Here is a 26,032-nt window from a genome sequence, read left to right on the forward strand (position 1 = left end):
CGCCGTTCAGGGGCGGGGCGACGCGGCCTCGGGCGGCGCCGCCCCCTCCGTACGCCCCTTCCGTCGCATGGCGAGTCCCACCGATGGATAACGGAGGTTCCGGGACGCGGCGCCGGTGTCGGCGGCGGGCCCGCTCCGGTCCCGGGCGCTGCGGCGGCTGCGTGCCGAGGCCTCGTGCATCCGCGTCAGGCCGGCCGCCATGCGTTCCACCTCCTGGTGGCGGCAGGCGCGGTGCCAGGCGCCCTGCCACCGCCCCCACTCGACGCCGTCGGTCACGTCGCAGACCCGCAGGAAGGCCACGAGCTGGGCGAGGTCGAGCATGGACCTGCCGGACAGCATCCGGAGCACCGTGCTGTGCGGCAGCTCCCCGTGCGCGCCGGCCCTGCGCTCCATCTCGTCGACGGGGATCGCACCGGCCTTGTAATAGAGCTCCTGCAGCGCGTGGTTCAGCCCGGCGCGGTCATACACGCGGTCCGGCCTCGGCACGCCCGCCCGGGGGTTCCGCCGCCGGTGCTCGGCGTACCGGGCGGCCTGCCACAGCCGCCGCGCCTGGCCGACCGGGGCCCCGCAGGTCCGCGCGTACGCCTCCACCACCGGCAGCCGGGGGATCCGGTCGCCGCTGGTGGCACGGGAGTACGTGGTGGCGGAGAAGGCGTGACCGGACCTTTGCGCCATCTCCCGGTGGGTGAGGCCGGCGGCCCGGCGCTGTGCGCGCAGCCACTCCGCGAGCTTCACCAGTCCCGGGTTGGCGGTGGAGACCGGCTGTTCCGGGCGTGCCATGATCCACCCCGGTCACAGTCCCGCGGCCGCGAGCGGGGCGCGGCGGAGCCGGCGGGCGCCGATCAGGCCGCAGGCCGCCAGGACCTCCGCGACGGTGACGACGGGCGTTCCGGTGAGCGCCAGCACGACGCCCAGGACCAGGACCACGAGGACGACGACGGTCCGGCGGCCGTCCGGCCGGGCCGACGGTCCCGGAGCGGAAGCGGGAGGGGTCAGACGCCGATGTGTGTGCATGAGGTACCTCTGGATCTCGAAGTGCCCGGGGTCTCGCCGCCCGGCACCGTCACGGACTGCTGCTCCAACCGGGCGCCGGCAAGCGCCCGTCGGCACATGGTGGCACTGGATCCGGGGCCCTCGCGGAGTTGATGCACCCCTACCCCACTCACCCGGATTCCGCGCGCCCGCGACGCGTTCGAGGCCGGTCCGCGGCCCCTCCCCACCTGCGCACATCACGACCACCCGAACGCCCGTGCCACCCGGCGACCCCGATTGATGCACGCGTGCCCGACCGTCCCCGGCACACCGACGCGGGCCTTGCGAGGATCCCCACGGGTCCACGATCACGGAAGACACCGGTGGCGGCTCCCCCGTATCGGCCGATCCGCCAACTAGCTGGGGCAGAGGCATTGCGGTTGGCGCCGGCCGTCATGCATTCGCCGGTGCGGCTGGTCCGTCAGCTGTGCTGGCGGTGAACCTTTCAGCCTGCAAGCCCGGAGTCGGCACTCCCGAGCAGCAAGGGCTTGAGGGAATTTCTACTTGACATGACTGAAAAGCAAGTGCCAGACGGATAACTTACATCACAAGAGAATCAAAGATTAAGCCCAGCCTCGGCCACGCCAGCGCACCATTGTGGGCCACTACGGGCAGTTCGTAGCCTCCCGAGATCGAGTACCGGAATAGCTTACGGGGGTGGCTGTGGTCAGCGGGCAGGGTTCAGGAGCCAGCCGGGGGAGCACCCCGACCGGGGATTCGAACGGCACACCTGCACTATCGGAGGAAGAAGAAAGGGAACGACAGGAAGAGTACCGGAGGCTCGTCAAGGAGTTTGACGAAATTGAGGACGACCTGCGCGCCTCACGGACATTCCAGCGCATCTTCCTCCTGTGCCTCATGGGCGCAATTACCCTAGCCTTTCTACTCGGCTACACCGTCATAATCGGACTCTGGGAGTCCAAGCCGACATTTACGCGTTGGGCAGGACTGGTAATAGTGTTGGGCTTCTGGATCTCCCTGACCTGGGTGATCTGGAAGAATCGAAAGAAGATCGTCGACCGCACAGGCTCCCTTCGTAACGCCCTGCAAGATCGCCAGTCGGCTGCAGCACGGCTACCTCTGGATTCCCCTTCAGACCTCCGCATCTACCGTGAAGCAGCACTCGACTTAATTGCCCAGTTCCGCAAAGGGGCCTCCAGGAACAGGAGGGTCCACAACGCCTTTCAACTGATAATTATCAGCGGATCTATCGTCACATCGACTCTAACGGCCATGAACGAGGGGACAAACAAGGCGCTTTCTATAGGTACCTCATCATTGAGCGCCTTGGTCGGCATATCGGCTGGCGTCACAGGCTACTTCAAGTTCCGAGAGCGCGGGTACAACCTTCAGTCCACCGCGGATGAGATCGAGAAGCACTACAACGCCTCCCAGTTCATGCTTGACGAGTACGCGAGTCAGAATGGCGTGCCGCTAGCCGAAACGGATCGCCTTCGCCTGTTCGCACGCTACATCGAGCGCCTCAAAGAGGAACAGCGGAAGCGTGAGCTGCAGTTGGAGCAGTCGAGTTCGTCTCGCGAAGAGCGGGCAAGCTGATCCGTGGAGGGCGCAACGCAGTTATGGCGGTGGTTACTCGCCCCAATTACTCAATGGCGGGCTCTCAAGTTGGCCTCGAACCACGGGCATCCCCTTAACTACGAAACAGCATGGCTCTTGGTCTCGCTGGCCCAAGACCCAGCATCACTACCATATGTGCGCAAGAGGATCTCCGGTGCGCGCGGGAATTACGGCCAAGTCTTTGTTGACCTCTGGGCCAACCTGAGCGAGGCAGAGCAGGACCGGCGTACTAAGTGGCTCAAGCGTCACACCGAGACTCCGCTGTACCGGTTGGGGATTACAGAAGAGTTGATTGAGCTCGCAGGGCTTACCGTCACAGAGTGGGCACTGCCGGCCGAATGCGGGGCCGCGTCCATAGTTGCGCAGCGGAAGGGGCGCTGACGCTATGAGGAACAAGCCGACTGAACGCACCAGCCGACCCCGGCCTACGCCCCGCGGAGCTCACGGCGGCGTGCGCACCGCTAGCTAAGAGATCGTCTCAACTGGCTTGATCCCTAGGCTGATGGCCGTGATAGCGATGGTGGAGCGTCTGGTGCCAGACGGATTGTGGGAGTTGTTTCAGCGGGTGGTGCCGGCTGCTCCAGTGCGACCCCAGGGTGGGGGCCGCCCCAGATATGGGAACCGGCAGGTGTTGGCGGCCATCGTGTTCGTGGCCACGACGGGATGTACGTGGCGTCAGCTGCCGTCGGGCTTCGGCCCGTCTGGACCGACCGCGCACCGGCGGTTCACGGAGTGGAGCCGGGCCCGGGTGTGGGGCAAGCTTCACCGCCTGGTGCTGGATGAGCTCGGCGCCCGCGGAGAGTTGGACTGGTCGCGGTGTGCCATTGACTCGGTGAACATGCGGGCGGCGAAGGGGGGGACCTGACGGGTCCGAACCCTGTAGATCGCGGCAAGAAGGGCTCAAAGATCCACTTGATCACCGAGCGATCCGGTCTGCCCCTCTCGATCGGCATCTCCGCTGCAAACACCCATGCCAGCCAGGGACTGGAACCCCTGGTACGGGGTATCCCGCCGATCCACTCGCCCCATGGACCCCGACGGCGCCGACCCGCCAAGCTCCACGCCGACAAGGGGTACGACTACGACCACCTGAGACGCTGGCTCCGCGGCCGGAAGATCGTCCCGCGCATCGCACGCAAGGGAAACGAGTCCTCGCGGCGGCTGGGCCGCCACCGCTGGACCGTAGAGCGGACGGTGGCCTGGCTTGCCGGATGCCGACGTCTTCACCGTCGTTACGAACCCAAGGCCGAACACTTCCTTGCCTTCGCCGGAATAGCCGCATCGCCGATCTGCTACCGCCGGCTTTCGGCCTGAAACATCTCTCAGGTATTGGCGCCTCGCGCCGCTATCTGCCAGCGGTCGATCACCCCGCCATCTTGGACGACCAGCAGCTCATCGGCGAGATTCACCGGCGTGCAGATGTGGTTGGGGACAACGGCAACCACCGACCCAAGGCGCGGTCCCCGCACCCCTTCCGGAAGCCGGACAACGGCGTGGTGCTCCCACAACCCAGTGATGCTTCCCTGCGGAAACTGGGGAAGGTAGCCGTGGCCCGTGACCCAGGGCGACCGGTCGGAGCCGAGGACCTTGCTACCGATATCCAGCACAAAACGGTCCGGGGCGGGCACGCTGATGACCGTCGCCGCGGCGACCAACGCCAGATCCTCCACCCCGCAGGTGCCGATGGCCAGCTGGGTGGCGTCGTTGAAGACATAGACACCGGGCCGCAACTCGTTGACCGCGCCCGGCTGCCACTGCCCCGCCGTCGGAGTCGACCCGCCGCTGACCACGCGGATGTCGAGCCCAAAGTCCCGCAGCACCTGTGCGGCCTCTCCCAGCGTGCGTTCCTCGTCCCGTGCGGCGCGTTCGCGTGCCTGCGCGTCGTGCCCATACCCGTGTCCCGGGAACGTGAACAGGCCGACGACATCCAGTCCGGCGTCGGCAGCCGCCTTCCCGACCTCACCAGCGGCGTGAGGCTGCACCCCGGTCCGATGGCTCCCGCTGTCTACCTCGACGAGCACCTCGACCGGCCGGGCACTTCCGTGCACGGCATTCCCCAGCCGCTGCGCGCCTTCGACCGACTCGACGCCGACTCTCAGGGCAACGTCCTCCGCCAACCGGCGGAGCCGCTGCGCCTTGCCGTCATCAAGCCAGACGGGGTAAGCGATGAACAGGTCATCCACGCCGGCCCGGGCGAATGCCTCGGCCTCGCTGATCGTGGCCACCGACAGCCCGCGCGCTCCGGCCCGAAGCTGACGGTCGGCGATCTGCCCGCACTTGTGGGCTTTGGCATGCGGCCGCAGGGCGAACCCTTGGGACCGCGAAGTCTCAGCCATCCGCGAGATGTTGTCGTCCAACACCTCCAGATCGACCACGAGCGCCGGCGTAGCCAGCCCGTCCGGCAGCGGAATCGCCATCTCTTGCCTCCCACCATGGAACACGTCGAGATGATCATGACAGGTCGGTAGACCACGGCCGCAGAGCCATCACTACAGGCCACACGTACCAATCGAGACGACCTCTAAGGCAGCTGCCCGTGCACCAGATAGGCCACAGAGCCAATATGTCGGGCGACTGCGGGGGGGCTTGGATGCGACGCGCGAGACCAGGAAGACTGGTAGGCGTCCCAGACCTCGCCGATGTCGCACCGCAAGACGCTCAGCGGCAGGGCCCGGCGTCCGCCGGCAAGCCGAGGATCGGAGTCAACTGCCGAGCGATATACGGTGCTCACACGCACGAGTGCCCTACCGCGGCTGCGCCGCAGTTCAAGGCATTGATCCAGCGACGGCCGCAGGTCACGGCCGTCCGTGATCATGGCCGCACAGCGCCCGCCCAGGCTTCAGTGTCCGGTCTGCATCCCCGCCTACTGCAGGTACCTCGAGCCCAATTCAACGACCCACGGCCTACAGGCGGCCCGCCCCACCGCACGCAACGGGGCCGCCGGTCACAGACCGGCAGCCCCGAAAGCCTGGAGCGATGCGAAACCACTCTGACCTGTGCCTACAGCACCGGCAGGTTCTTCCGCAGTTCGAAGGCGGTGACCTCCGAGCGGTATTCCTCCCACTCCTGCTTCTTGTTGCGCAGGAAGAAGTCGTAGACGTGCTCGCCGAGCGTCTCGGCGACCAGTTCGGACTTCTCCATGAGGGCGATGGCCTCGCCCAGGTTCTGCGGCAGCGGCTCGATGCCGAGGGCGCGGCGTTCCGCGTCGCGCAGGGCCCAGACGTCGTCGTCGGCGCCCGGCGGCAGCTCGTACCCCTCCTCGATGCCCTTGAGGCCGGCGGCGAGCAGGACCGCGTAGGTCAGGTAGGGGTTGGCGCCGGAGTCGATGGAGCGGACCTCGACGCGGGCTGAGCCCGTCTTGCCCGGCTTGTACATCGGGACGCGGATCAGCGCGGAGCGGTTGTTGTGACCCCAGCAGATGTACGAGGGGGCCTCGCCGCCCGCGCCCGCGGTGCGCTCGGAGCCGCCCCAGATGCGCTTGTAGGAGTTGACCCACTGGTTGGTGACCGCCGAGATCTCCGCGGCGTGCCGCAGCAGCCCCGCGATGAAGGAGCGGCCGACCTTGGAGAGCTGGTACTCGGCGCCCGACTCGTAGAACGCGTTGCGGTCGCCCTCGAAGAGGGAGAGGTGCGTGTGCATGCCCGAGCCCGGGTGCTCGGAGAACGGCTTCGGCATGAAGGTCGCGTTGACCCCCTGCTCCAGCGCGACCTGCTTCATGACCAGGCGGAACGTCATGATGTTGTCCGCGGTGGAGAGCGCGTCCGCGTAGCGGAGGTCGATCTCCTGCTGGCCGGGCGCGCCCTCGTGGTGGCTGAACTCCACCGAGATGCCCATCGATTCGAGCATCGTGATCGCCTGGCGGCGGAAATCCATGCCCACGTTCTGCGGGGTGTGGTCGAAGTAGCCGGAGTTGTCGGCGGGGGTGGGCCGCGAGCCGTCCAGCGGCTTGTCCTTCAGGAGGAAGAACTCGATCTCGGGGTGCGTGTAGAAGGTGAAGCCCAGGTCGGAGGTCTTGGCCAGGGCGCGCTTGAGGACGTAGCGCGGGTCGGCGAAGGACGGGGAGCCGTCCGGCATGAGGATGTCGCAGAACATACGGGCCGTGCCGGGGGCCTCCGCGCGCCAGGGCAGCACCTGGAACGTCGACGGGTCCGGCTTGGCGATCATGTCCGACTCGTACACCCGGGCGAATCCCTCGATAGCCGAGCCGTCGAAGCCGATGCCCTCGTCGAAGGCCTGCTCCAGCTCGGCCGGGGCCACGGCCACCGACTTCAGGAAGCCGAGGACATCCGTGAACCACAGGCGTACGAACCGGATGTCGCGCTCCTCCAACGTACGGAGCACGAATTCCTGCTGCTTGTCCATCTTCCGCTTCCACCCATCCTTGCTGGTCAGGCCACCTGCATCCGCACCCCGGGGCGCGCCGGGCACACGAGCATCCCACTCCTGGGTTTCACGCGCGTTGCGGACCCCGTGCCGCGGCTTCCGGCCGGGCCGCTTGCCGCTCTGTGCCCATAGTGCCTGCTCGAAGGCGCGGCTGTAACGGCGGCGGGCCCCGCGTCCGGGGCCGGGACCTCCCGTGACCCCCCTCCCTATAACTTGCATCTCAGATGCTAATTTGAGCGCGGAAACAGACAAGGGGCCGTAAACCCCCCGTATCTCTCCGTCCTTGAGGAGCCCACGTTGCTGTCCGAACAGTCAGCCGCGACCGTCCGTGCCACGCTTCCCGTCGTCGGAGCGGCCATCGGAAAGATCACCGAGCGCTTCTACGACCGGCTCTTCACGGCCCGTCCCGAGCTGCTCAAGGACCTCTTCAACCGCGGCAACCAGGCCGCGGGAACCCAGCGCCAGGCCCTGGCCGGGTCGATCGCCGCCTTCGCCGCGCACCTGGTGGAACACCCCGACCAGCGGCCCGACGTGATGCTGGGCCGCATCGCGCACAAGCACGCCTCGCTCGGCGTCGCCCCCGACCAGTACGAGACCGTGCACCGGCACCTGTTCGCCGCCATCGCCGAAGTGCTCGGCGATGCCGTCACGCCCGAGGTGGCCGCTGCCTGGGACGACGTCTACTGGCTGATGGCCAACGCGCTCACCTCCATCGAGGCCCGCCTCTACGCCGCCCACAGCGTCACGGCGGGCGCTGCCGGATGGCGGGAGTGGCAGGTCGTCGAGCGCGTGGAGGAGACCGCCGACGTCGTCACGTTCCGGTTGCGGCCCGCCGACGGGGCGCCCGCACCCGCCTTCCGCGCGGGCCAGTACGTGTCCGTACAGGTCCAACTGGCCGACGGAGCACGCCAGATACGCCAGTACAGCCTCTCCGGAGTGCCCGGAGCGCCCGGAGAGGCTGACGGTGCGGTCGGCGCGGGCCGTGCGGACGTCCGGCAGATCAACGTGAAGCGGGTACGGGGGGTCGCGGGGCCGCAGGCCACCACGCCCGACGGCGAGGTCTCGAACCACCTGCACGCGCGCGTGCGGGTGGGCGACGTGCTGCGGGTCTCCCCGCCGTACGGGGATCTCGTCCTCGACGCGTCGGACGCCGGCGTGCCGCTGCTGCTCGCCTCCGCTGGCATCGGCGTCACCCCGATGGTCGCCATGCTGGAGCAGCTCACCGCGACCGGGCACCGCGGGCCCGTCACCGTCGTGCACGCCGACCGCTCCCCCGCCGAGCACGCGCTGCGCGCCGAGCACCAGACGTACGCCGCCGAGCTCCCGGACGCCACCGCGCACTTCTTCTACGAGCGGCCGGACGCGGGACACCCCGCCGCCCTCACGGGCCTCGCCGACCTGACGGCGCTCCCGGCACCGGCAGCGGGCACGCGCGCGTACCTGTGCGGGCCGCTGCCCTTCATGCGGTCGGTACGTTCCCAGCTCCTGGAGCGCGGCGTCGCCGCCGCCGACATCCACTACGAGGTCTTCGGGCCGGATCTGTGGCTGGCGCAGGGGTAGGCGAGGCCTTGGGGCGGGGTGGGTCCCCCGGGAGCGCGGGCGGGGCGGGTCAGTCCGCGCTGCGGGACGTGATGTCCATCAGGAGCTGTCCCGTGGGCGCCGCCACGATGTCCGCCACCGTGAGAGGGTCCAGCGAGGCGTAGAACGCCTCCTGGGCCCCTCGGAGCGCGTCGCGCAGACGGCAGGCCGCCTTCAGCGGGCACGGCGTACCGCCCTCGCAGTCCACCACGTCGCCCGTGCCCTCGAAGGACCTCACCAGCGCGCCGACCGACGCGGTGCGGCCCGCCTCCGTCAGCGCGAGGCCGCCGCCCCTGCCCCGGCGCGCCTCCAGCAGGCCCAGCTTCTGGAGCTCGGCGACCACCTTGGCCTCATGCGTGTACGGCACCGCCATGTCCGCGGCCACCTCGCGCGTGGTCGGCGCCGCGCCCTTCGCCACGGCCAGGCGCATGAGCGTGCGCAGCGCCAGGTCGGTCGATCGCATGAGCCGCATGCCACCGAGCGTAGGTAATACGCATCTGTGCCTCAAATTCTCCTGGTGCCGTCCCAAATCCTTCTGGTGCCGTCCCAAATTCTGCTGGTGCCGTCCCGGATTCGGGTTCACCCTGTGGCCGCGGCCCCTGGCCCCATTACGATCAGCGCACTCGTCCGTCGTCCCGTCCCGTCCGTCCCTTTCCGCAGAAGGACACACCATGGGTTCCGCCAAGAACACGAGCAACGCTTCCCGCAAGGCCCGGATAGAGGAGATGCGCCGGGCGGACCGCGCCCGCGAGCGCCGGGGCCGGGTCCTGACGATCACCGTCAGCGCGGTCGTCGTCGCGGCGCTCGGCGTGGGCGGCTACTTCCTCTTCTCCAACGCGTCCGACGGCGACTCCAAGGACGACGCGAAGGGCTGGCCGAAGTACACGGTGTCCGCCGACGGCGAGAAGGTCTGGGGCAAGCTCGGCCGGACGCACGTGACGAAGACCGTGGACTACCCCATGACACCGCCCGTCGGCGGGGACCATAACCAGGTCTGGATGAACTGCAACGGCGACGTCTACAAGAAGGCGATCCCGGAGATGAACGCCGTCCACTCCCTGGAGCACGGCGCCGTCTGGGTCACCTACAACGACAAGGCGAAGCCGGCCGACCTGAAGAAGCTCGAGGCGAAGGTCAAGGCCACGCCGTACTCGCTGATGAGCCCCGTCAAGGACCAGAAGGACCCCGTCATGCTGAGCGCGTGGGCGCACCAGCGGACGGTCACCGGCGCGGACGACCCGAAGGTCAAGGAGTTCTTCTCCAAGTACGTGCAGGGCAAGCAGACGCCGGAGCCGGGGGCCGCGTGCACGAACGGTCTGGGACAGTGAGAGGGCCGGTGGCGCGGGCCCGGTGCCGACCGGCCGGCTCGGTGGGATCGCTGGGTTATGGGGGGTCGTTGAGGTTGAGGTGGGGAGTGGGATGAGGCTGCGTACGAACTGGGTCGTCGGCTGCGTCGCGGCGGCGGTGGTCGCCGGGGGCGGGATCACGGCGGCGGTGGCCGCCACGGACTCCGACTCGGGCGGCGTGCCCGCGAGTTCGTCGGCCGACGCGGGGTTCGCGCGGGACATGGCGGTCCACCACCAGCAGGCGGTGGAGATGTCGTACATCGTGCGGGACCGCACCGACGACGAAGAGGTGCGGCGGCTCGCGTACGACATCGCCCAGACGCAGGCCAACCAGCGGGGGATGCTGCTCGGCTGGCTCGACCTGTGGGAGTTGCCGAAGGTTCCGGACGGCGCGCCCATGGAGTGGATGGGCATGGGTGACATGCCGGCGGGCGAGGACGGGGCGCTGATGCCGGGGATGGCGACGGGGGCGGAGCTCAAGCGGCTGGGGAAGCTGGACGGGAAGAAGGCGGAGGTCCTGTACCTCCAGCTGATGACGCGGCACCACCGGGGTGGGGTGCATATGGCACAGGGGTGCGAGGACCGGTGCGAGGTGTCCGCGGAGCGGAGGCTGGCGCGGGGGATGGTGGAATCGCAGGAGTCGGAGATCGACCTGATGTCAACCATGCTGAAGGCGCGGGGCGCCCGGCCGTGATGGGGGGTGTGCGGGTGGGCTTGGGCTGAGGTGTGGGCGGGCTGGTCGTCTTTGGGTGCGGGGTGTGCGCGGGGACGTGCTTGGAGCGGGGCGCATAGGTCCGTCTGTGCTGCGGGGCGGGTGCGGCTGAGGCTGCGCTGGGGTCTGCGCGGGGTTCGTCTGTGGTGGCAAGGCGCGGGGCGGGTGCGGCCGCGCTGGGGCTGAGGCCTGCGCGGCTGTTCGTCTTTGGGTGCGGGGCCGCGGGGGTATGTGCGTACTCGCTATCCCTGCGCCCCGCTGCACGAACAAAGACGGCATGGCCGGCTCGGTGCTCCGTGCGCACATACCCCCACGTCCCCTCCCGTCTCGTACGCGCCTGCCGCCCAGTGGGGGTACAGCCCCGAAACCCTCGGCTCCGGCCCCGCACACCGAGACAAACGCCACCCCAACCCTGCCTCGCGGGGCAATCACACTTTCGCCCCGACAGCGGCCCGGCGCCGCAACCCAAACGCTCCCCTACCCGGCGCCGCCGCGCAATCGCAGCCCCACCCCAACTCCGGCCCAGCGCCGCGACGTTAACGCCCTAGCCCACCGTCCTCCGCCGCAGGGCAAACCAACCCCAACCTCCCGTCGCGGGGGAACCCCTCCCCCACCCCAACCCTGCCCCGCGGCACAATCCCACCCGCCCCACCCCCACCCTGCGCCGCGGGACAATCCCCCTCCCACCCCACACCCCTGCGACGCGGAACAATCCCCCCGCCCCGCCCCAACCCTGCGTCGCGGGGCAACCCACCCCCACCGCCGCCCCTACTCCAGCCCTGCGTCGCGGGGCAAACGGGTGGGTGGGTGGGAAACATCCGCCGCGGAGCGGGCGGGGTTGTTCGGGGGCTCAGGGGGGCGTCGCCCCCCCGGCCCCCGCCCCAGCAACACACCGCTCAAGGCCCAGGGGCCCGGGGAATTAGGCCAGGCGGGGCAGGTCCTCGCGGGTCAGGCGGCCCCTCAGTTCCGTTCCCGCCACGTACCGCTCCACCTCTTCCACCGCGTACTCCCCCAGCCGCCGCACCTCGCTGCCCTGCGCCCCCGCGATGTGCGGGGTGACCAGGACGTTGGGCAGGCTCAGGAGTGCGTGGCCGGGGGGCAGGGGTTCGGGGTCCGTGACGTCCAGGAACGCGTTCAGGCGCCCCGCCCCGCACTCCCGCGCCAGCGCCCGGGTGTCGAGCAGTGATCCGCGCGCCGTGTTGATGACGGTTCCGCCGTCCGGGATGAGTTTTAGTATGTCCGCGCTCAAGAGGCCGCGGGTCTCCGGGAGTTGGGGGGCGTGCACCGTGACGATGGTGCTGCGTCCGCACAGGTCGGGCAACTCCACCAGTTCCGCGCCGAGTTCCGCGGCTTCGGCGGGGCTCACGTAGGGGTCGGTGAGGAGGATGTGGACGCCCGCGTCCGATGCCCGTAGCGCCGCGATCACCCGGCGGCCGATCCGGGACGCGCCGATGACGCCGATGGTGCGCGCGTCCGCGCCGGTGCGTGCGGTGAACGGCGGCCATCCGGCCGCGTAACCCGCGGCCGCGGGCAGTGCCCCCTTCGCCGCGAAGGTGATCGCCGCGAGGGTGAAGGCGACCACCGGGTCCGCGTTGGCGTCCGCCGCCGAGGAGACGGTGATGCCGCGGTCCCAGACCGCGTCCGTCACCATCGGTTTGACCGAGCCCGCCGCGTGGACGACGGCCCGCAGCCGGGGCGCGGCGGCGAGGATCTCCGGGGTGAGCGGCGGGCATTCCCAGCCGGTGACGAGGATCTCCGTCCCGGCCAGGACCGCGCGGGACTCCGGTGTCGTGAGCGGGCCCGACAGGAGCTGGGGGGCCAACCGCACGGTGCGGGCGAGCCGTTGGCGCAGGTCCGCCGGGAAGACGCGCTCCGCCACCTCGACGCCCATGGCCAGGGCCGCGACCGGTGGGCCTGCGCCGTCCCGGGTCCGCCGATCCGCCCGCTCTGCCTGCTCTGCCACGCGTGACCGTCCCTCGTAGTAACCGGTTACCAACCAGCGCCTGGAGGCTAGGACCAATCCGGGAGAGTGGTCAAGAGACAGCGAGGCAAGGGGGGTTGACCGGGGGAAGTAACCGCTTTAGATTCCGGGCACCTTATTCCGACGACGGAGGGGTTGCCGTGCCGACGGTGACGAAGGACCGGGCGGAAACCGAGGCGGTGAAGCCGCCCGGCAGGCGCGATAGCGGGTCAAGTGGTGGGAAAACAGGCCGTGGCGAGCTGTGGAAACGGTTTCAGCGCACCCGTGTCCTGGTGCTGCTCATGGTGCCGGGCCTGGTCTACTTCCTGGTCTTCCACTACGGCGCGTTCGTCGCCAACGCGGTCGCCTTCAAGGAGTACGTCCCCTTCGACGGCCTATGGGCCAGCCCCTGGGTCGGCACCGAGAACTTCCAGCGGATGTTCGGCGACCCGGACTTCTGGCACGCCACGTGGAACACGCTCTTCATCGCCGTGCTGCAGCTGGTGTTCTTCTTCCCCGCGCCGCTCGCCCTCGCGCTGCTCCTGCACAGCCTGACCTCGGACCTGTTGCGCCGCTTCACGCAGTCCGTGATCTATCTGCCGCACTTCCTGTCGTGGGTCGTCGTGGTCGCGCTCTTCCAGCAGGTACTCAGCGACACCGGCGTCCTGAACACCTTCCTGAGCGACTCCGGGCTGCACACCGTCGACATCATCGGCAATCCGGACGCGTACAAGCCGCTCGTCGTCCTGGAGGTGATCTGGAAGGACGCCGGCTGGGGCACGATCATCTTCCTGGCCGCGCTCATGCAGGTCGACGAGCAGCTGTACGAGGCATCGGCGATCGACGGGGCCGGGCCGTGGCGGCGCTTCTGGCACGTCACGCTGCCCAGCATCCGGCCCATCATCATCCTGCTGCTGATCATGCGGCTCGGCGACATCCTCTCCGTCGGCTTCGAACAGATGCTGCTCCAGCGGCAGTCGGTGGGGCCGGAGGTCGGTGAGGTGCTCGACACCTTCGTGTTCTGGCAGGGCATCGTCGGCGGCGACACCGGATACGCGGCGGCCGCCGGTCTGTTCAAGGGCGTCGTCGGCGCGGCGCTCGTCTTCACCGCCAACCGGATCGCCCACCGGCTCGGCGAACAGGGGGTCTACAAGTGAGTGCCGCTCAAGTCACCAGGCCCGCCTGGATGGAGAAGCCGCGGTTGGCGACCAAGGCCGCGAAGGCCGTCGCGGTGACGGTCGTGCTCGGGCTCGTCCTGATCCCCTTCCTCGTCATCGTCTCCACCTCGCTCGCCTCCAACCGCGAGGTCGTGGAGAACGGCGGCTGGGTGCTCTGGCCGAGCGATCCGACCCTGCGCGCCTACCGGACCATCCTCAACGGCGGCATCGTCACCAAGGCGCTCGGCGTCAGCGTCGGCCTGACGGTGGTGGGCACGCTGTTCTCGCTCGCCTGCACCACCTTCCTCGCGTACGCGCTCGCCCGCCCCGGCGTCTTCGGCGGCAAGCCGGTGCTGCTGCTCATCCTGTTCACGTTCCTCTTCCCGCCCGGCATGATCCCCGCGTTCCTGCTGGTCAAGGGGATGGGGATGATGGACACATATGCGGCGCTCGTCGCCCCCGTGCTCATCAACGTCTTCAATCTGATCGTGCTGCGCGGCTTCTTCCAGGGGATACCCGAGGAGCTGTACGAGGCGGCCCGGCTCGACGGCGCCGGTGACTGGGTGATCCTGTGGCGCGTCGTGCTGCCGCTCTCCAAGGCGGCGCTCGCCGTGGTCTCCCTCTTCTACGCCGTGAGCTACTGGAACGCCTGGTTCCATGCCTCGATCTACATGGAGTCCGGCCACTGGCCGCTCTCCCAGGTCCTTCGTACGTACGTCATCGGCGGCTCCCAGATCGCCGACACCGGTCTGAGCGAGGCCGGGATGGTCTCCGCTCCGCAGACGACGCAGATGGCCGTCCTGGTGATCGCCACCGTGCCGATCCTGCTCGTCTACCCCTTCCTGCAGAAGTACTTCACCAAGGGCGTGCTCACCGGCGCCATCAAGAGCTGATACCTCACCTCGTCCTCCAGAAGGGCTCATTCACGTGTCCGGTTCCTCGATGTCGCGGCGCACGCTGCTCCGCTCCATAGCCGTCGGCGGCGCCGCGCTGGCCGCCCCGTCCGTCCTGACCGCCTGCTCGACCGACTCCAGCGGCGGCGGCGACGTCTCCAACGCCGGCACGAAGGTGGTGCCTTGGCCGGCGTACACCCCGGCCAAGGGCCCCGCCCCCGACCTCGCGCCGACCGCCGAGGGCGTGCAGCCCGGGTACACGAAGTACCCGCAGAAGCTCGTCCGGGCGACGGCCGAGAAGCCGGGCACCGGCAAGCAGAAGATCAAGGTCATGACCATCACCTACGGCACCCCGCCGAAGCCGGTCGGCCGGAACGAGTACTGGCAGGCGGTCAACGAAGCGCTGGGCGTCGAGGTCGAGTTCACCGTCGTGCCGGACGCGGACTTCCGCGCGAAGATGTCGACGCTGATGTCCGGCGACGACCTGCCCGACATGATCAACTTCGGTGGCGGGTACGTGCTGCCGCGCGAGTCGCAGTTCGTGAAGTCACGCTGCGCCGACCTGAGCGACCACCTCTCGGGGGACGCGGTCAAGGAGTACCCCAACCTCGCCAACATCCCCACGTACGCGTGGGAGGGCATGGGCCGCATCGCGGGACGCATCTACGGGCTGCCGATCGAGCGCGCCAAGGTGCAGGGCGCCATGTTCATCAACCGTGAGGCGTTCGACAAGGCCGGGTACAAGCCGGGCATGTCCGCGCAGGACTTCCGGTCGATGGCCCAGGACGCCTCGCAGGGCAGGAAGTCCGCGCTCGGCGCGTCCACGGTCGGCTTCTTCGGGTACCTCTACCACGCGATGTGGCACGGCGCGCCCAACCAGTGGCAGATCAAGGACGGCAAGGTCACCGACATGTACGGGACCGACGCGTTCAAGGCGGCGCTGGAGTACATGGCCATGCTGCGCAAGGACGGCTCGTACAACTCCGACGCCACGTCGGTCTCCCAGGTGGACCTGAAGACCCAGTTCTACAACGGCACCGTCCGCTCCATGACGGACGGCTGGGGCGCCGTCATCTCCAACGCCCAGGGCATCAAGGACGAGTTCACCCTGGACGTCGCCGAGCCGTACGCCGTGGACGGCGTCACCCCCGTCTACCAGCAGAACCGCGGCTGTTTCGGCTACACCGTCATCAAGAAGGCCTCCAAGGACCGCGTGAAGCTGATGCTGCGGGTGCTCAACTGGCTCGCCTCGCCGTTCGGTTCCAAGGAGTACGAGCTGATGCACTACGGCGTCGAGGGCACCCACTTCAGGTACAACAAGGACGGGGACCCCGTCGCCACCGAGGTCGGTCTCGTCGACTCCAGGACCAACCTCCCGTTCCCGTACCTGATGGACGCGCCGCAGCCGCTGTACTTCCCCGGCTTCCCCGACCTCACGAAGCGGCTGCACGCCTGGGAGAAGAAGGTCGTCCCGCTCCTCGTCCCCGACGACCACTGGGGCCTCATGTCGCAGACATACAACCGGCAGGGCGCCACGATGCAGCAGATCATCGAGGACGGCGTGACGGCGATCGTCTCCGGCCGCAAGAAGCTCTCCGAATGGGACGGCATCCACCAGAAGTGGCAGTCCCAGGGCGGCAAGCGGGCCGCCGAGGAGTTCCTGAAGGAGTACGAGGCCGCGCACTGACCCGGGGCCCGGGCGCGCGATGATGGTCCGGGGCGGAGTGCTGTGGGGGCAACTCCGCCCCGGAACCGGCGGGTTGGCCGCCGGAAGGGGCAATGGCCGACCACCGGCCGGGTGAGGGAGACACAGTGGGTGAGCGGGTCACCATCCGCGAGGTGGCCGCGCGCGCGGGCGTCTCGGTAGCGACCGTCTCGCGGGTCCTCGCGGGCAACTACCCGACGTCCACGGCGTCGCGCGCCAAGGTGCTGCGGGCCGTCAAGGACCTGGACTACGTCGCCAACGCGCACGCGCGCGCGTTGGCGGGCGCCGGGCGCAAGACGATCGCGGTGCTCATGTACGACGTGGTGGGGGCGTTCTACGCGCAGGTCGCGCAGGGCGTGGAGGTGGAGGCGGCCCAGCGCGGGCGCCTCACCCTGGTCGCGTCCACGGGCAGTGATCCGGCGCGCGAGCTGGCGCTGGTCCAGATGATGCGCGAGCAGGCCGCCGAGGCCGTGGTGCTGGTGGGCGGCGTCGTCCAGGACGGCGAGTACCGCCGGCGGATGGCCCGGTACGCGCAGGCGCTCGCGGCGGCCGGTTCCCGCCTCGTGCTCTGCGGGCGCCCGGCGCCCACGCCCGACGTGCCCGCGCTCGTCGTGGAGTACGACAACGAAGCCGGCGCCCACGCGGTCACCAGCCACCTGCTGGGCGCCGGCCACCGGCGGATCGCGCTGCTCGGCTACGAGCCGGGCAACTCCACCGGCGACGACCGTCTCGCCGGCTACCTCCGGGCGCTGGACGACCACGGCGTGCCGCGCGGCGAGGCGATCCTGCACGGCATCGGCTTCGGGCAGAACAACGGCTACCGGGCGATGCGGGAACTCCTCGACGAGTCCGGCGGCAGACCCGACTTCACCGCGGTCTTCGCGGGCGACGACCGGGCCGCCGCGGCGGCCGTCACCGCGCTGCGGGAGTACGGCCTGCGGGTTCCCGAGGACATGTCGGTGGTCGGCTACAACGACGACCCGGTGGCCGCGGACATCACCCCCGGCCTGACGACCGTGCACATCCCCGCCGAGGAGATGGGCCGCACGGCGGTCCGCCGCGCCCTCTCCGGCGCCCCGCGCACGGGACAGGAACGCCATGTGCTGGGCACCCACATCGTGATCAGGGACAGCGTGCGGCCGGTCCGGGGAGCACAGGGGTAGGGGCGCAGGCCGGGTTCGCGTACCGGGTGCTCATGCGCGCGTGCGCGCGTCAGGCGTTCCGTGCCCCCGCGAGGATGGCCTCCGCCACGTCCGCGGGACGGTCCCGCATCACCAGGTGGCCCGACGGCCGCGCCTCGCGGTACGTGCCGCCCAGGCGGGCGGCGAGCGCCCGCTGCCGGTCGGTCCACCGCCGCGAACCGCCCGCGTACGCGGCGAGCACCGTGACCGGCAGCCCCTCCGGGAGCGGGACGGCCCGGCGCAGCGCGGCGAGTTCACACGCCACGTCGCCGTAGGTCGCGTGCTCCATGAGCGCGGCCCGCCACACCCGGCTGCCCCCGTAGAGCCACGCCCACGGAGTCGGCGCCGCGAGGCGGCGCAGGGCGGGCCCCACCGCCCGCGGCACCCCCGCCGCGCACAGGACCGCCCCGCACGCGCGCGTGCCCGCCACCCGCGCCCCGCGCGGCACATGTACGCGTGGCCGCTCCTCCACGCTGGAGTCGACGAGGACGAGCCCCGCCGTCCGCCCGGGGTGCAGCCGCGCGAACGCCTCCGCGTGGAACCCGGCGAGCGAGTGCCCGACCACCGTCGCCCGCTCCGCGCCGCGCCCCGCCGCGTCGAGCACCGCGTCGAGGACCCGCAGGATCCGCTCCCCCTCGCCACGCAACGTGGGCGCCACGCGCGCGTGGCCGCTCAGCCCGAGGCCCGGCCGGTCGAAGCGGACCACCGTCCGGTGCGGCGCCAGGAGCGGCACCACGGGGTCCCAGTCGAACCAGCCCAGCCCGAGCCCGGCGCTCAGCACGCACACCGGCCCGCTCCCGGTCACCTCCACGTGATGCGGCACGCCCTCCACGTGACGGAAGGTCGCCTCGGGCAGGGAAGTCACCTCCGGCAGGAAAGTCACCTCCGTTCCGCCTCCGCGGGCGGCTCGGCGGCCGCCGCGAGCGACCATGCGAGCACCACCAGCCACACCGCGATGAACAGCACCTGGAGCCGCTGGCCGATCCCCAGCCCCCAGGTGCCGCCCCCGCTCTCGAAGGCGGCGATGGACGCCAGCGTCCAGGCGGTGGCGGCCAGTTCGAGGGCGACGACCGGAGGTCCGGCGCGGGCGAGCGGCGGCCACGTACCGGTGCGCCGGCGCGCGGCGAGGGTCAGCAGCACCATGGCGGCCAGCGCCCCGGTGACGGCCAGACTGCTGCTGACCGCGTGCGCGGAGTGCGTCCAGGGGACCGTGGCGGCCCGCACCCGCGCCAGGCAGCCGGCGTCGGAGGTCGCCGCGCAGCTCAGCGGCAGCCGCGAGTCGGCCGCGGTGGCCGCCCCGAACAGCGCGGCCCCGGCCCAGCCCGCCGTGACCCACCGCCCGCGGCGCGGCAGCCAAAGCAGCGCTCCGACCGCGGCGGTGAGGACGAGGAGGCCCGCGAGGAGGTCCGCGGTGCGGAAGAACGTGCCGTACGGCTGGTCCTCGGCGGCGAGTTCGCTGACGTACGCCGTGCGCGGCGAGAGCCCGGTCGCCAGGAAGGCCTCGGCGGGCCAGGTGGTGTAGGCGAGGGCGCCGGCCAGCAGGAGGGCGGCGAGGGCGCGCACGACGGCGGGGCGGAAGGGCCGGGCGGACGGGGGCGGGCCGGGTGACGAGTGCCGCTCGGTCATGGGGGTGGTCGCCGTCGTGGGGGTGGCTGCCGTGGTGGGGGTGGCTGCCGTCGTGGGGGCGGTCGCCGTCGTGGGGAGCGGCGCGGGGCGGAAGACGCTATTCGGACGCATGGGCCGGCCTATGGTCGGGATGGATCCAGCTGGGTTTGCGGTACTTGAGGAAGGCCGCGGGAGCCAGCACGCCGAGCGCGAGGAGGCCGCCGCCGACGATGAGCAGGTAGCGCCAGAGCGGCCCCTTGCCGAACTGGTCGGGCGGCACGAAACCGATGGCGAGCGCGACGAGCGAGGCGATGAAACCGACGGTGGCGACGAGCGTCACGGCGGGCACCACGAAGCCGCGCTCCACCTCCGGCCGCGCCTTCCGCAGCCGTACGACGGCCACGAACATCAGCAGGTACGCGATCAGGTAGATCTGCACGGTGATGACCGAGAACATCCAGTACGCGCTGGAGACGTCGGAGCTGAACGCGTAGAGGACGCCGATGAGGGTGGTGATGACGCCCTGCGCGACCATGATGTTCCGCGGCACGCCCGCCTTGTTGAACTTCTGCAGCACGGGCGGCAGATAGCCCTCCTGCCGGGACAGCGTCACGAGGCCCTTGGCGGGACCGGCGAGCCAGGTGAGCATGCCGCCGAGCGCGGCCATGACGAGCATGACGCCGACGACCTTCGTCAGCCAGCCGACGTGGAAGTGGTCGAAGAAGGCCTGGAAGGCCTGCATCAGACCGGCGGTGAGGCTGAGCTCCTCGGACGGCATCACCCAGCTGATCGCCAGGGCGGGCAGGACGAAGATCAGCAGGACGAGACCGGTGGCGAGGAAGATCGAGCGCGGGTACTCGGAGCGGGGGTGGCGCAGCGACGAGACGTGGACGCCGTTCATCTCCATGCCCGCGTAGGAGAGGAAGTTGTTGACGATGAGGACCAGGCTGGCGAGCCCGGTCCACGGGGGCAGCCAGTGGCCGGCGCTCATGGGGGCGGCGGACGGGTTGCCCTGCCCCAGGAAGACGAGGCCGAGGGCGACGAGGACGAGGCCCGGCACGAGGGTGCCGATGACGAGCCCGAGGGAGGAGAGACCGGCGACGGTTTTGGTCCCCCGGCAGGTGATCCACACGCCCGTCCAGTAGATGACGACGATGACGATCGCCACGTAGGGGCCGTTCTCGGCGAGGCCCGGATGGACGACGTACGCGAACGTGGAGGCCACGTAGGCCAGCAGGCTCGGGTAGTACGCGATGGTCATGGCGAACTGGCACCAGACGGCGACGAACCCGAGCGGTTTGCCGAGCGCCTCGCTCACCCACCGGTAGATGCCGCCGGACCACCCGGAGGCGAGCTCGGCACCGACGAGGGCGGTGGGGAGCAGGAAGACGACGGCGGGCAGCAGATAGAGGAAGACCGCGGCCAGTCCGTAGATGGCCATCGAGGGCGAGGGGCGCAGGCTGGCCACGGACGCGGTGGTCATGAGGGCGAGGGTCACCCAGGAGATGAACTGCCGCGGGATCGCGGGGTCCGGCTCCGGGAGCGTCCCCTCACCGGTCTGCACCACTTCGTCCTGACTCGTCATGCGCTCATGATCGTCGGAGTACCGGGGGCCCGCATGTCGCGCATACCCGCTGGGGGTAGGGTTCGCCGCATGGCGAGGACGACGGGCCGCACGGGGTACGGGCAGCTGCTGCTGCTCACCGCGCTGCTCCTCGGCATCGTGACGATGCATACGCTCGGGCATCCGTCGGGCGGCCATGAGGGTGGGACGGCCGCGGCGGCGTCACCGATGGGGCATGCGGGGCGGGGGCATGCGGCTGGGCCGGGTGCGGGTGCCGGCTACGTCTCCCCTCATGATTCCGACGGCGGGGGCGACCGGCTCCCGAACCGGCCCCAGCCCCCACACCACTCGCAGTCGCAGTCCCGGCCCCACTCCCCGTCGCACGACGGCATGAGCATGGATCCGCTGTCCGTGTGTCTGGCCGTGCTGGGCGGCTTCACTCTTCTGCTGCTGGTACGGGCCGGACTGCTGCGCCCGGGCGGGGTCCTGGTCCAGCTGCCCGCGCCCGCGCGGTTCCTGCACGCGCTGCGCCCCAACCCGCCACCGCCCCGCATACTCCTCTCCCGTCTGTCGGTGCTGCGCATCTAGGCCCGCGCATCGGCTGCTTCGCGCTGTCCGCGATCCGTGCCGCCCAAGTGGGAACCCACGGGGGCCGGGCGGTGTACCAGAAGCAGCAGACGCGCCCACCGCACGCACCCCATCACGACGAGGTGTCACCCAGTCATGCGTAAAGAAGCACCGCACACGCACACCCCTTCGCGCCGCACCCTGCTCGGCGCCGCGGCGGCCGTCGCCGGGGCGGGAATCCTGACGGCCTGTTCCGACCCGTCGCCGACCGGCGGGCACGGCGGTCACGGATCGGGCGGCGCGTCCGGCCCCGGCGGCTATGTGGACCCGGCGGGCCGGGAGGTCGCCGCCGCCGAGAAGAGGCGGGCCGACCGGGGCGGCCGGGTCCGCGAGGTGCGGCTGACCGCCGTGGAGACCTCGCTCGACCTCGGCGGCCCCGAGGTCAGGACGTGGGCGTACGGCGACCGGCTCCCCGGCAAGGAGGTCCGCGTCACCGCGGGCGACACCCTCGCCCTCACCCTCGCCAACCACCTGCCGCAGGCCACCTCCCTGCACTGGCACGGCATCGCCCTGCGCAACGACATGGACGGCGTGCCCGGCCTCACCCAGAAGGCCGTCGCCCCCGGAGCGGACTTCACCTACCGCTTCACGGTGCCGGACCCGGGGACGTACTGGTTCCACCCGCACTCCGGCACCCAGCAGGACCGCGGCCTGTACGCGCCCCTGATCGTCGAGGACCCCAAGGAGCCCCTGCGGTACGACAAGGAGTGGGTGGTCGTCCTGGACGACTGGCTCGACGGAGTGGACGGTTCCACCCCGGACGCCGTGCTCGCGGAGCTGGGCAAGGGGATGTCGGGCCACGACATGGGCGGAGACGAGGGCGGGGACGGCATGGACCATGGCGGTCACGGCGGAACCGGCGGGCACGGCGGACACGACATGTCGGCCATGTCCCTCCGCGCGGACCGCTCCCCGAGCCCGAAGGGCTCCTCCGGCTCGCCCGGTTCATCCCACTCCCCCGACTCGCCCGGCCCCTCCCGCGTGATGATGGGCGCCAAGAGCGACCTGCTGGGCGGCGACGCGGGCGACGTCGCCTACCCGCACCACCTCATCAACGGCCGTACGGCGGAGGCGCCCACGCAGTTCCGCGCCCGCCCCGGCGACCGCATCCGTCTGCGCATCATCAACGCCGGCGGCGACACGGCCTACCGCGTGGCGCTCGGTGGCCACGAGATGACGGTGACGCACACGGACGGCTCCCCCGTGCGGCACGCGAAGACCGACGCGCTCCTGCTGGGCATGGGCGAGCGGTATGACGTCCTGGTCACCGCCAAGGACGGCGTCTTCCCGCTGACCGCGCTCGCGGAGGGCAAGAAGGCCTCGGCGCTCGCGGTGCTGCGCACGGGCGGCGGCACCGCGCCGTCCTCCTCGGCCCGCCCCGCGGAGCTGACGGGCCGTCTCCTCACCGCGGACCGGCTCAGGGCGCACGAGTCCGTCGCCCTGCCCTCCCGCAGCCCGGACCGCACGATCACCCTGCGCCTGACGGGCGGCATGGCAGCGTACGACTGGGCCTTCGACAAGAAGCCCTACTCCCCCGGCCGGCGCCACCCGGTCCGCGCGGGCGAACGGGTCCGCCTGACCTTCGCCAACACGACCGCGATGTGGCACCCCGTCCACCTCCACGGCCACACGTTCGCCCTGGCCGGCGCGGCGCACGGCCCCCGCAAGGACACCGCGGTCGTCCTGCCGAACGGCACCCTGTCGGTGGACTTCGAGGCGGACAATCCAGGGCTGTGGATGATCCACTGCCACAACGTCTACCACGCGGAGGCGGGGATGATGACCGTGCTCGGCTACCGCTCCTGAGCCCCGCCACCCTCCGGCGCGGACGCGGGTGCGGACGCGGTTGCGCCGGAGGGTGGGGTCCGGGATGAGCGAGATCCGGCCGGGCGCTTCCCGCAGAGAGCAGAGAGAGGGACAATAGCCCCAGAACCCCAGAATCCGGCCTCCCCTTCCCGAAGGGGGCCCTCCATGACACCCCCCGGCAGCACCCCTCCCCAGTGGGGTGAGCGTTCCCCGTGGGGCGGGCCTCCCCCGCCGCCGCCCCGCCAGATGCGCGACGGTCTCGGCACCACGTCCCTGGTCCTCGGCATCATCGGTGTGCTGTGCGGCCTGGTCCCGCTGCTGTTCTGGGCCGCGGGCATCCTCGCCGTCCTGGCGCTGGTCTTCGGTTCCGTCGGCCTCGGGCGGGCCCGCAGAGGCCAGGCCACCAACCGGCGCACCGCGATCTGGGGCACCGCCCTTGGCGCGGTCGCCGCCGTCCTCGCGGTCATCGGCCTGCTCATCACCGTCGCGGTCTTCGACGACACGGTGGACGAACTGAACGGGACGGGCGGCAAGAAGGAGACGTCGACCGCGCCCGCCGAGCCCGGCGACCGGCACACCAAGAAGGGCTCCGACGAGCTCGGGTTCGGCCAGGCCTTCGTGTACGACGACGGCGTCAAGGTCACCGTCGCGCACCCCGCCTCCTACCGGCCCGGCGCGGCGGCCGCGGGACACACCGAGGGCAACAAGGCCCTGAAGGTCAGGATCACCGTGGTCAACGGCTCGGACCGGACGGTGAACCTGGATCTGACCACCGTCACCTTCAAGGACGCCGACGGTGCCGAGGCCGAGAAGATCTTCGACGGCGATCTGCCGAGAGAGCTCGGCGGCAGGCTCCTGCCCGGCAAGGAGTCCGTCGCCACGTACGCCGTCAGCCTCCCCGCCGACGCCGCGAAGACCCTGGAGGTCCAGGTCGAGCCCGGCTTCCTCCACTACGACAGCACCAGTTGGGCCGGCCCCACCGGCTGACCCGCCGCCCGCCCCCTGCCCCGCCCGATCCCGTCCCGCCCGGCCCCGCCCGGCCCCGCCCGGCCGGGCATCGTGTCGCTCTGACGATTACACTGGCCGCGTGCCTCAACTACGCCTCGCTCTGAATCAGATCGACTCGACCGTCGGCGATCTCGCCGGGAACGCCGAGGCGATCGTCCACTGGACCCGGCACTCCGCCGAGCAGGGGGCGCATCTCGTCGCGTTCCCCGAGATGGTGCTGACCGGCTATCCCGTCGAGGACCTCGCCCTGCGTTCGTCCTTCGTCCAGGCCTCCCGGGAGGCGCTGCGCGCGCTCGCCGTGCGGCTGCGGGACGAGGGGTTCGGGGAGCTGCCGGTCGTCGTCGGCTATCTCGACCGCACCGAGGAGGCCAAGCCGAAGTTCGGCCAGCCCGCGGGGGCCCCGCGCAACGCGGGCGCCGTGCTGTACCGCGGCGAGGCCGTCCTGACCTACTCCAAGCACCACCTGCCCAACTACGGCGTCTTCGACGAGTTCCGCTACTTCGTGCCGGGCGAGACCCTGCCGGTCGTGCGCGTGCACGGCGTCGACGTGGCGCTCGCCATCTGCGAGGACCTCTGGCAGGACGGCGGCCGCGTCCCGGCGACGCGCAGCGCGGGGGCGGGGCTGCTGCTCTCCATCAACGCGTCGCCGTACGAGCAGAACAAGGACGACCAGCGCCTCGAACTGGTGCGCAAGCGCGCCCAGGAGGCCGGCTGCACCACCGCGTACCTCGCGATGATCGGCGGGCAGGACGAGCTGGTCTTCGACGGCGACTCGATCGTCGTCGACAAGAACGGCGAAGTCATCGCGCGCGCCCCGCAGTTCGCCGAGGGGTGCGTCGTGCTCGACCTGGAGCTGCCGGCCGCCGCCCCCGTACCGCCGTCCGGTGTCGTGGACGACGGGCTGCGCATCGAGCACGTCACGATCTCCGACGAGCCCCTTCCCGCGTACGAGGCCGAGCTGGCCGGCGGGTACGCCGAGCGGCTCGACGACGACGAGGAGGTGTACTCGGCGCTGGTGGTGGGGTTGCGCGCGTACGCCGCGAAGAACGGCTTCAGCAGCGTCCTGATCGGCCTCTCCGGCGGCATCGACTCGGCGCTCACCGCCGCCATCGCCTGCGACGCGCTCGGCGCGCAGAACGTGTACGGCGTGGCCATGCCGTCCCGTTACTCCTCCGAGCACTCCATCGGCGACGCGGAGGAGCTGGCCCGGCGCACCGGCCTCAACTTCCGCACCGTGCCGATCGCGCCGATGTTCGACGCGTACATGGGTTCGCTCGGGCTCACCGGGCTCGCCGAGGAGAACCTCCAGTCGCGGCTGCGCGGCACGATGCTGATGGCGCTCTCCAACCAGGAGGGGCACATCGTGCTCGCGCCGGGCAACAAGTCCGAGCTGGCCGTCGGCTACTCGACCCTCTACGGCGACTCCGTCGGCGCGTACGGCCCCATCAAGGACGTCTACAAGACGGCGATCTTCCGGCTCGCCAAGTGGCGCAACCGCGCGGCCGAGGAGCGGGGGCAGACGCCCCCGATCCCGGAGAACTCCATCAGCAAGCCGCCGAGCGCCGAGCTCCGTCCCGACCAGGTCGACACGGACTCGCTCCCCGACTACCCGGTCCTCGACGCGATCCTGGAGCTCTACGTCGACCGGGACCAGGGCGCCGACGCGATCGTGGCCGCGGGGTACGACCGGGAGCTGGTCGTGAAGACGCTGCGGATGGTCGACACCGCCGAGTACAAGCGGCGGCAGTACCCGCCGGGGACGAAGATCTCCGCGAAGGGCTTCGGCAAGGACCGCCGTCTGCCGATCACCAACCGCTGGCGCGAGTCCTCCGCCGGCTGAATTCCCGCGTGAGACCCGTCTGCCCCTGTCGCCGTGTGGTGACAGGGGCAGTTCGGC

At 70.6% G+C, this 26,032-nt stretch carries 22 protein-coding genes; 13 read left to right on the top strand and 9 right to left on the bottom strand.

Annotated features, from left to right (window positions below; translation table 11 throughout):
* Nucleotides 1-6: 6 nt before the first annotated feature.
* Both ACZ7DY_RS10430 and ACZ7DY_RS10435 read right to left on the bottom strand, forming a co-directional pair.
* Entirely contained in the window at nucleotides 7-780 is a 774-nt protein-coding gene (locus tag ACZ7DY_RS10430; protein WP_471132681.1) for a helix-turn-helix domain-containing protein, read from the bottom strand.
* A 12-nt stretch (nucleotides 781-792) separates the two neighbouring features.
* Nucleotides 793-1,014, bottom strand: coding sequence for a hypothetical protein (locus ACZ7DY_RS10435; RefSeq protein ID WP_471132684.1), 222 nt, complete (start codon nucleotides 1,012-1,014; stop codon nucleotides 793-795).
* 675 nt (nucleotides 1,015-1,689) lie between these two features.
* Between ACZ7DY_RS10435 and ACZ7DY_RS10440 the strand changes: the two genes are divergently transcribed.
* Together ACZ7DY_RS10440 and ACZ7DY_RS10445 are read left to right on the top strand one after the other, a co-directional pair.
* Nucleotides 1,690-2,589 carry a DUF4231 domain-containing protein gene (locus ACZ7DY_RS10440; RefSeq protein WP_471132687.1) on the top strand — a complete coding sequence of 300 codons (900 nt, stop codon included), beginning with the start codon at nucleotides 1,690-1,692 and terminating at the stop codon, nucleotides 2,587-2,589.
* A 523-nt stretch (nucleotides 2,590-3,112) separates the two neighbouring features.
* Nucleotides 3,113-3,924 (top strand): IS5 family transposase gene (locus tag ACZ7DY_RS10445; protein WP_471132690.1). Its coding sequence is split into 2 segments (ribosomal slippage): nucleotides 3,113-3,470 and nucleotides 3,470-3,924, totalling 813 coding nucleotides; the frame shifts between segments, so codons are not numbered across the junction.
* Nucleotides 3,925-3,932: 8 nt separating this feature from the next.
* Here the strand turns inward: ACZ7DY_RS10445 and ACZ7DY_RS10450 are convergent.
* The gene (locus ACZ7DY_RS10450) at nucleotides 3,933-5,027 is read right to left on the bottom strand and encodes an alanine racemase (RefSeq protein WP_471132693.1); all 1,095 of its coding nucleotides are present in this window, start codon (nucleotides 5,025-5,027) and stop codon (nucleotides 3,933-3,935) included.
* A 583-nt stretch (nucleotides 5,028-5,610) separates the two neighbouring features.
* On the bottom strand, nucleotides 5,611-6,972 hold the full coding sequence (locus ACZ7DY_RS10455) for a glutamine synthetase family protein (protein WP_384257058.1): 1,362 nt from the start codon (nucleotides 6,970-6,972) through the stop codon (nucleotides 5,611-5,613).
* A gap of 318 nt (nucleotides 6,973-7,290) precedes the next feature.
* Here ACZ7DY_RS10455 and ACZ7DY_RS10460 point away from each other — a divergent pair, with 318 nt between their 5' ends.
* The gene (locus tag ACZ7DY_RS10460) at nucleotides 7,291-8,553 is read left to right on the top strand and encodes a globin domain-containing protein (protein ID WP_471132697.1); all 1,263 of its coding nucleotides are present in this window, start codon (nucleotides 7,291-7,293) and stop codon (nucleotides 8,551-8,553) included.
* A gap of 49 nt (nucleotides 8,554-8,602) precedes the next feature.
* On the opposite strand, the gene ACZ7DY_RS10465 is transcribed toward ACZ7DY_RS10460, so the two are convergent.
* The gene (locus tag ACZ7DY_RS10465) at nucleotides 8,603-9,043 is read right to left on the bottom strand and encodes an RrF2 family transcriptional regulator (protein ID WP_471132700.1); all 441 of its coding nucleotides are present in this window, start codon (nucleotides 9,041-9,043) and stop codon (nucleotides 8,603-8,605) included.
* Nucleotides 9,044-9,242: 199 nt separating this feature from the next.
* On the opposite strand from ACZ7DY_RS10465, the gene ACZ7DY_RS10470 reads away from it, so the two are divergent.
* Nucleotides 9,243-9,899, top strand: a complete 657-nt coding sequence (locus tag ACZ7DY_RS10470; protein ID WP_471132702.1) for a DUF3105 domain-containing protein — start codon at nucleotides 9,243-9,245, stop codon at nucleotides 9,897-9,899.
* Nucleotides 9,900-9,990: 91 nt separating this feature from the next.
* Nucleotides 9,991-10,611, top strand: coding sequence for a DUF305 domain-containing protein (locus ACZ7DY_RS10475; RefSeq protein WP_471132705.1), 621 nt, complete (start codon nucleotides 9,991-9,993; stop codon nucleotides 10,609-10,611).
* Nucleotides 10,612-11,548: 937 nt separating this feature from the next.
* On the opposite strand, the gene ACZ7DY_RS10480 is transcribed toward ACZ7DY_RS10475, so the two are convergent.
* The gene (locus ACZ7DY_RS10480; RefSeq protein ID WP_471134467.1) at nucleotides 11,549-12,520 is read right to left on the bottom strand and encodes a hydroxyacid dehydrogenase; all 972 of its coding nucleotides are present in this window, start codon (nucleotides 12,518-12,520) and stop codon (nucleotides 11,549-11,551) included.
* A gap of 371 nt (nucleotides 12,521-12,891) precedes the next feature.
* On the opposite strand from ACZ7DY_RS10480, the gene ACZ7DY_RS10485 reads away from it, so the two are divergent.
* From ACZ7DY_RS10485 to ACZ7DY_RS10500, 4 genes are all read left to right on the top strand, one after another.
* The gene (locus ACZ7DY_RS10485) at nucleotides 12,892-13,746 is read left to right on the top strand and encodes an ABC transporter permease (protein ID WP_471134469.1); all 855 of its coding nucleotides are present in this window, start codon (nucleotides 12,892-12,894) and stop codon (nucleotides 13,744-13,746) included.
* Nucleotides 13,747-13,775: 29 nt separating this feature from the next.
* Complete coding sequence (locus tag ACZ7DY_RS10490) at nucleotides 13,776-14,639, top strand: carbohydrate ABC transporter permease (RefSeq protein WP_471134471.1); 864 nt, start codon at nucleotides 13,776-13,778, stop codon at nucleotides 14,637-14,639.
* Nucleotides 14,640-14,688: 49 nt separating this feature from the next.
* Nucleotides 14,689-16,326 carry an extracellular solute-binding protein gene (locus ACZ7DY_RS10495; RefSeq protein WP_471132708.1) on the top strand — a complete coding sequence of 546 codons (1,638 nt, stop codon included), beginning with the start codon at nucleotides 14,689-14,691 and terminating at the stop codon, nucleotides 16,324-16,326.
* Nucleotides 16,327-16,451: 125 nt separating this feature from the next.
* On the top strand, nucleotides 16,452-17,507 hold the full coding sequence (locus tag ACZ7DY_RS10500; RefSeq protein WP_471132711.1) for a LacI family DNA-binding transcriptional regulator: 1,056 nt from the start codon (nucleotides 16,452-16,454) through the stop codon (nucleotides 17,505-17,507).
* A gap of 49 nt (nucleotides 17,508-17,556) precedes the next feature.
* On the opposite strand, the gene ACZ7DY_RS10505 is transcribed toward ACZ7DY_RS10500, so the two are convergent.
* Genes ACZ7DY_RS10505 through ACZ7DY_RS10515 form a run of 3 tightly spaced genes read right to left on the bottom strand, consistent with a single transcriptional unit; the run spans nucleotide 17,557 to nucleotide 20,715 of the window.
* Nucleotides 17,557-18,390 carry an alpha/beta fold hydrolase gene (locus ACZ7DY_RS10505; protein WP_471132714.1) on the bottom strand — a complete coding sequence of 278 codons (834 nt, stop codon included), beginning with the start codon at nucleotides 18,388-18,390 and terminating at the stop codon, nucleotides 17,557-17,559.
* Nucleotides 18,391-18,404: 14 nt separating this feature from the next.
* Nucleotides 18,405-19,262: a DUF998 domain-containing protein gene (locus ACZ7DY_RS10510; protein ID WP_471132717.1), complete on the bottom strand. Its 858-nt coding sequence runs from the start codon at nucleotides 19,260-19,262 to the stop codon at nucleotides 18,405-18,407.
* Nucleotides 19,249-20,715 carry an APC family permease gene (locus tag ACZ7DY_RS10515; protein WP_471132720.1) on the bottom strand — a complete coding sequence of 489 codons (1,467 nt, stop codon included), beginning with the start codon at nucleotides 20,713-20,715 and terminating at the stop codon, nucleotides 19,249-19,251. The genes ACZ7DY_RS10510 and ACZ7DY_RS10515 overlap by 14 nt, the downstream gene beginning before the upstream one ends.
* A gap of 69 nt (nucleotides 20,716-20,784) precedes the next feature.
* Here ACZ7DY_RS10515 and ACZ7DY_RS10520 point away from each other — a divergent pair, with 69 nt between their 5' ends.
* The 4 genes from ACZ7DY_RS10520 to ACZ7DY_RS10535 all read left to right on the top strand — a co-directional run bounded on the left by ACZ7DY_RS10520 (nucleotide 20,785) and on the right by ACZ7DY_RS10535 (nucleotide 25,975).
* Nucleotides 20,785-21,282: a hypothetical protein gene (locus tag ACZ7DY_RS10520; RefSeq protein ID WP_471132724.1), complete on the top strand. Its 498-nt coding sequence runs from the start codon at nucleotides 20,785-20,787 to the stop codon at nucleotides 21,280-21,282.
* A 135-nt stretch (nucleotides 21,283-21,417) separates the two neighbouring features.
* Entirely contained in the window at nucleotides 21,418-23,127 is a 1,710-nt protein-coding gene (locus ACZ7DY_RS10525; protein WP_471132727.1) for a multicopper oxidase family protein, read from the top strand.
* Between the two features lie 165 nt (nucleotides 23,128-23,292).
* On the top strand, nucleotides 23,293-24,114 hold the full coding sequence (locus ACZ7DY_RS10530; protein ID WP_471132730.1) for a DUF4190 domain-containing protein: 822 nt from the start codon (nucleotides 23,293-23,295) through the stop codon (nucleotides 24,112-24,114).
* Nucleotides 24,115-24,214: 100 nt separating this feature from the next.
* On the top strand, nucleotides 24,215-25,975 hold the full coding sequence (locus ACZ7DY_RS10535; protein WP_471132732.1) for an NAD+ synthase: 1,761 nt from the start codon (nucleotides 24,215-24,217) through the stop codon (nucleotides 25,973-25,975).
* Nucleotides 25,976-26,032: the final 57 nt, after the last annotated feature.

The organism is Streptomyces sp. NPDC037013 (assembly GCF_055607265.1).

What these genes read in the sequence shown, in the direction of transcription:
- ACZ7DY_RS10430 (WP_471132681.1), bottom strand. Translation starts at nt 780, where the DNA reads ATGGCACGCCCGGAACAGCCGGTCTCCACCGCCAACCCGGGACTGGTG.
- ACZ7DY_RS10435 (WP_471132684.1), bottom strand. Translation starts at nt 1,014, where the DNA reads ATGCACACACATCGGCGTCTGACCCCTCCCGCTTCCGCTCCGGGACCG.
- ACZ7DY_RS10450 (WP_471132693.1), bottom strand. Translation starts at nt 5,027, where the DNA reads ATGGCGATTCCGCTGCCGGACGGGCTGGCTACGCCGGCGCTCGTGGTC.
- ACZ7DY_RS10455 (WP_384257058.1), bottom strand. Translation starts at nt 6,972, where the DNA reads ATGGACAAGCAGCAGGAATTCGTGCTCCGTACGTTGGAGGAGCGCGAC.
- ACZ7DY_RS10465 (WP_471132700.1), bottom strand. Translation starts at nt 9,043, where the DNA reads ATGCGGCTCATGCGATCGACCGACCTGGCGCTGCGCACGCTCATGCGC.
- ACZ7DY_RS10470 (WP_471132702.1), top strand. Translation starts at nt 9,243, where the DNA reads ATGGGTTCCGCCAAGAACACGAGCAACGCTTCCCGCAAGGCCCGGATA.
- ACZ7DY_RS10475 (WP_471132705.1), top strand. Translation starts at nt 9,991, where the DNA reads ATGAGGCTGCGTACGAACTGGGTCGTCGGCTGCGTCGCGGCGGCGGTG.
- ACZ7DY_RS10480 (WP_471134467.1), bottom strand. Translation starts at nt 12,520, where the DNA reads ATGGGCGTCGAGGTGGCGGAGCGCGTCTTCCCGGCGGACCTGCGCCAA.
- ACZ7DY_RS10485 (WP_471134469.1), top strand. Translation starts at nt 12,892, where the DNA reads ATGGTGCCGGGCCTGGTCTACTTCCTGGTCTTCCACTACGGCGCGTTC.
- ACZ7DY_RS10490 (WP_471134471.1), top strand. Translation starts at nt 13,776, where the DNA reads ATGGAGAAGCCGCGGTTGGCGACCAAGGCCGCGAAGGCCGTCGCGGTG.
- ACZ7DY_RS10495 (WP_471132708.1), top strand. Translation starts at nt 14,689, where the DNA reads ATGTCGCGGCGCACGCTGCTCCGCTCCATAGCCGTCGGCGGCGCCGCG.
- ACZ7DY_RS10510 (WP_471132717.1), bottom strand. Translation starts at nt 19,262, where the DNA reads ATGCGTCCGAATAGCGTCTTCCGCCCCGCGCCGCTCCCCACGACGGCG.
- ACZ7DY_RS10515 (WP_471132720.1), bottom strand. Translation starts at nt 20,715, where the DNA reads ATGACGAGTCAGGACGAAGTGGTGCAGACCGGTGAGGGGACGCTCCCG.
- ACZ7DY_RS10520 (WP_471132724.1), top strand. Translation starts at nt 20,785, where the DNA reads ATGGCGAGGACGACGGGCCGCACGGGGTACGGGCAGCTGCTGCTGCTC.
- ACZ7DY_RS10525 (WP_471132727.1), top strand. Translation starts at nt 21,418, where the DNA reads ATGCGTAAAGAAGCACCGCACACGCACACCCCTTCGCGCCGCACCCTG.
- ACZ7DY_RS10530 (WP_471132730.1), top strand. Translation starts at nt 23,293, where the DNA reads ATGACACCCCCCGGCAGCACCCCTCCCCAGTGGGGTGAGCGTTCCCCG.